Source organism: Streptomyces spongiae (assembly GCF_009377185.1).
GTDB classification, from domain to species: domain Bacteria; phylum Actinomycetota; class Actinomycetes; order Streptomycetales; family Streptomycetaceae; genus Streptomyces; species Streptomyces spongiae.
On the sequence record NZ_VJZC01000726.1, the window covers coordinates 1 to 4,464 of the forward strand.

The 4,464-nt window shown below is 74.3% G+C and carries 3 protein-coding genes; 1 reads left to right on the forward strand and 2 read right to left on the reverse strand.

Annotation, left to right across the window (positions count from 1 at the left end):
- Positions 1 to 718: crotonase/enoyl-CoA hydratase family protein (locus tag FNH08_RS45440; RefSeq protein WP_152777451.1), on the reverse strand; the 718-nt coding region annotated here is incomplete at its 3' end.
- A 114-nt stretch (positions 719 to 832) separates the two neighbouring features.
- Positions 833 to 1,813, reverse strand: coding sequence for a lysylphosphatidylglycerol synthase transmembrane domain-containing protein (locus FNH08_RS45445; protein WP_322726499.1), 981 nt, complete (start codon positions 1,811 to 1,813; stop codon positions 833 to 835).
- Between the two features lie 141 nt (positions 1,814 to 1,954).
- On the opposite strand from FNH08_RS45445, the gene FNH08_RS45450 reads away from it, so the two are divergent.
- The gene (locus FNH08_RS45450; RefSeq protein WP_228034779.1) at positions 1,955 to 3,946 is read left to right on the forward strand and encodes an ABC transporter ATP-binding protein; all 1,992 of its coding nucleotides are present in this window, start codon (positions 1,955 to 1,957) and stop codon (positions 3,944 to 3,946) included.
- The last annotated feature ends 518 nt before the right edge of the window (positions 3,947 to 4,464 follow it).

Sequence of the window (4,464 nt, forward strand, 5' to 3'; positions counted from 1 at the left end):
GCGCCGCCCCCTCCGACGCCTCCGCCAGCACACCCGCCCCGTGCCTGAATTCGGCCCCCAGGGCGGCGGCCTCCGGAAGCCCCTCCTGGTCGAGGACGGACGCACGGTCGCTGCGCAGGCATGCCTGGGGGAAACCGGCGACGGCGGCGGCGAGTTCCTCGGCCTCCGCCCGGGCGCGGCCGCGCGGTACGACCCTGTTGGCGAGCCCCATCCCGTACGCCTCGGAGGCGGGCACCGGTCGTCCGGTGAGGATCATGTCGAGCGCGCGGCTCGTACCGATGAGCCGGGGGAGCCGTACCGTTCCGCCGTCGATCAGGGGGACGCCCCAGCGTCGGCAGAACACCCCGAACACGGCGTCCTCCTCGGCCACCCGGAGGTCGCACCAGAGCGCCAGCTCCAGCCCTCCGGCGACGGCGTGCCCCGCGACCGCCGCGATCACCGGCTTCGACAGCCGCAGCCGCGTCGGCCCCATCGGGCCGTCCCCGTCCTGCGTGACCCGGTTGCCGTGCTCCGTGCCGAGCGCCTTCAGGTCCGCGCCGGCGCAGAACGTGCCGCCCTCGCCCCACAGCACCGCCACACGGGCCGTCTCGTCGGAATCGAACTCCCGGAAGGCGTTGGCCAGTTCGGCGGCCGTGGGACCGTCCACCGCGTTGCGGACCTCGGGCCGTGAGAGGACCACCGTGGTCACGTACCCCTGACGCTCGATCCGGACCGGCATCGCGCTGTCCCTTCCCGTGGCCCCGTGGCCTCCCGTGGCCGACACGAGCAGGCTACTCCCGGATCGCCCCGAGCCCGGTCGGAACCACCCCGAGCCCGGTCGGGACGCCCCGGCTCAGATCACCTTCAGCCGGACCAGCGCCCCCAACGTCAGTGCCCCCGGCAGCAGCGGCAGCCACACCGTGATGATCCGGAACGCCAGCACCACCGCCGTCGCCACGGCCACCGGACCGCCGGCCGCCACCAGCGCGATCACCAGCGCCGCCTCCACCGAGCCGATGCCCCCGGGTGTCGGGATCAGCGCGACCGCGACCGTGGCGGCGAGATACGCGACGACCATGTGGACCACGGGCACGTCGAGGCCCAACGCCAGCCCCACGGTGGTCAGTCCGGCCGCCTGGAGCAGGGGGAACGACAGCGAGCCGCCCCAGAGGGCGAGCACACGGGCCGGGCGGGTGTGCACCGAACGGGCCTCGGTGAGCGCCGTGCGCAGGAAGGTCAGCGCGGCCGTACGTATCCGTCGTACGGCGGCCAGGACCGCCACCGCGACACAGAGCGCCGCGCCGACCGCCAGCAGCACGGGGCCGGCCACCGTGTCCGGGAGCAGGGTGCCGAGCCGGAGCGCGCCGGGGAACGCCACGAGCAGGGCGAGCAGCAGGCCCACGCGGGCGATCGACTCGGCCAGCAGGTAGAGCGCGAGCGCGGCGGAGGAGCGGGCCAGGGGCACCCCGCAGACCGTCATGAAGCGCAGGTTGACCGCCGTCGCGCCCAAGCCGGTGGGCAGCAGGTGGTTGGCCGCGCCCGCCGCGAACTGCGTGGCGAGCAGCCGGCGCACGGGCAGCCGCTCGACGAGGGCGCCCTGCCGGGTCAACGCCGCCGCGACCCAGGTGAGGCAGGTCGCGCCGACGGCCGCCACGAGCCATGGCCACTCGGCCGTCCCCAAGTGCCCGAAGCCCTCCATGAGAACGTCGCGGTGGCGTACGGCGACCACCAGGACGAGCGCGAGCGGGACCAGGCAGAGGATCTGGCGGATGGGGATACGCGGGGCGCGGCCGGCAAGTCCGGAAAGGCCCTGGGGGAGTCGTACCGCTGTCACGTTCGAAGAGGTTTTCCGCCGCGCACCAACGGACGGTTGCGGGCACGGGGACAGCGGCTGACGCTCCGGACAAGGGGTGATGGTGGAAGGTTTCGAAACTCCCTTGACCTCAAGGAAGCTTGAGGTTCTACCGTCGGGGTCATGAGCATGGAGACCACCGCCTGGACCCAACTGCAGAGCGTCATGAACGCGCAGGAGCGCAGACCCCTCGCCCGCGCGACGCTGCGCCGCATCGCCGCCTTCGCCCGCCCGCACCGCCGCCGGATGGCGCAGTTCGTCGTGCTGAGCGTGGTGACGGCCTTCCTCGCGGTCGCCACGCCGGTGCTCGCGGGGCACATCGTGGACGCCATCGTGTCCGGGCACGACCAGGGCGTCGTCGTACGCCTTGCCGTGCTCATCGCCCTCATCGCGCTCGCCGAGGCGGCCCTCGGCCTGCTCGGTCGCTGGCTGTCGGCGACCCTGGGCGAGAGTCTCATCCTCGATCTGCGCACGGCTGTGTTCGATCATGTGCAGCGCATGCCCGTCGCGTTCTTCACACGTACCCGTACGGGCGCGCTCGTCAGTCGACTCAACAACGACGTGATCGGTGCGCAGCGGGCGTTCAGCAACACCCTGTCCGGAGTGGTGAGCAACCTCGTGACGCTGCTGCTCACCCTCGCCGTGATGCTCACCCTGTCCTGGCAGGTCACGCTGCTCGCCCTCGTGCTGCTGCCGGTGTTCGTGGTGCCCGCCCGGCGCATGGGCCGCCGCATGGCCGCGCTCCAGCGTGAGGCGGCCAACCTCAACGCGGCCATGGGCACCCGTATGACCGAGCGCTTCTCGGCGCCCGGCGCCACCCTCGTCAAACTCTTCGGGCGGCCCGGGGACGAGTCCGTGGAGTTCGCGGCGCGGGCCCGGCGGGTCCGGGACATCGGGGTCCGGACCGCGATGGCGCAGTCGGCGTTCATCACGGCCCTCACCCTCGTCTCGGCCCTGGCGCTCGCCCTCGTGTACGGCCTCGGCGGCTGGCTCGCTCTGCGCGGCACCCTGGAAGCGGGCGCGGTGGTCTCCCTCGCCCTCCTGCTGACCCGTCTCTACGCGCCGCTCACCGCGCTCGCCGGGGCGCGCGTCGAGATCATGAGCGCGCTGGTGAGCTTCGAGCGCGTTTTCGAAGTACTGGACCTCAGGCCGCTCATCGAGGAGAAGCCGGACGCGCGGGCGGTGCCGGACGGACCGGTCGCCGTCGAGTTCGAGGACGTCCGCTTCGGCTACCCGTCCGCCGACAAGGTCTCCCTCGCCTCGCTGGAGGAGGTCGCCTCCCTCGACACCCGCGGCGGTGACGAGGTGCTGCACGGCATCTCCTTCCGCGCCGAACCCGGGCAGACCGTCGCACTCGTCGGCTCCTCCGGCGCGGGCAAGTCGACCATCGCGCAGCTCCTGCCCCGCCTGTACGACACAGACGGCGGCACCGTCCGCATCGGCGGCGTCGACGTCCGCGACCTGACCGCCGCGTCGATGCGCCAGACCCTCGGCATGGTCACCCAGGACGGCCACCTGTTCCACGACTCGGTACGCGCCAACCTGCTGCTCGCCCGCCCCGGCGCCACGGACGACGACCTGTGGGACGTCCTGCGCCGCGCCCGCCTCGACACCCTCGTACGCTCCCTGCCCGACGGACTGGACACGGTGGTCGGCGAACGCGGCTACCGGCTCTCCGGCGGCGAACGCCAGCGCATGACCATCGCCCGCCTGCTGCTCGCCCGCCAACGCGTCGTCATCCTCGACGAGGCCACCGCCCACCTGGACAACACCTCCGAGGCAGCCGTCCAGGAAGCCCTCGCCGAAGCCCTGGAGGGCCGGACGGCCGTGGTCATCGCGCACCGCCTGTCGACGGTACGGGCCGCCGACCTGATCCTGGTGGTCGAGGCCGGCCGGATCGTGGAGCGCGGGACCCACGAGGAACTCCTGGCGGAGGACGGCCGCTACGCGGAGCTGTACCGCACGCAGTTCGAGAACCACGCGACGGAGTCCGGCACCGGCGGCGGTCCCCAGCCGCAGCCGACCCTCGCTACGGACGCCGCCCGCCCATCCGCCCCCGAGCGGCCCGCGCCCGACGCGACCGGCACCGCTCCCTCCGAGGAAGCCGCAGCCTAGCCAGCGCCCACCAGCGCCATCCGGCGGCCCCTCGGTATCCGGCTCTCGCCGGCTGTCCCAGCGCTCGGCACCAGTGGTCCGACGGACGCGGTTGGCGACAGTCCGGCCGTCGCCGAGGCATCGCGGCGGCACGCCCGCCCCGCCGCGGCGCGGGCGTGCCGCCATCGCGCACCCGCGTGGCCTGGCCGGGTGGCCCGGCGTCGGGCAGTTGGCCCGGTGCGGCTCCCGGCTCCCGGGTCGGTCCTGCGGTGGCGTTGTGGCGGTCGCCGTCCCGTCCCGGCGTGGGCGTGCCGCCCGTGCGCTTCCGCGTGGCCTGCCCGGGTGGCCCGGGTGGCCCAGGCGGCGGGCAGGCGGCAAGTTGCGGCTCCCGGCCCCGGGGCCGTGCCGCCACTGCGCTCCGCGTCGCCGGGCCGGGCGACGGGCAGCCGACACGCTGCGGCTCCCGGCCTCCGGGCCCGTGCCGCGGCGGCATCGCGGCAGTCGCCGACCCGCCGGCGCGCGGCCGTGCCACCGTCGCC

Coding starts and splice junctions, on each gene's coding strand:
- FNH08_RS45450 (WP_228034779.1), top strand. CDS start 1,955: ATGAGCATGGAGACCACCGCCTGGACCCAACTGCAGAGCGTCATGAAC.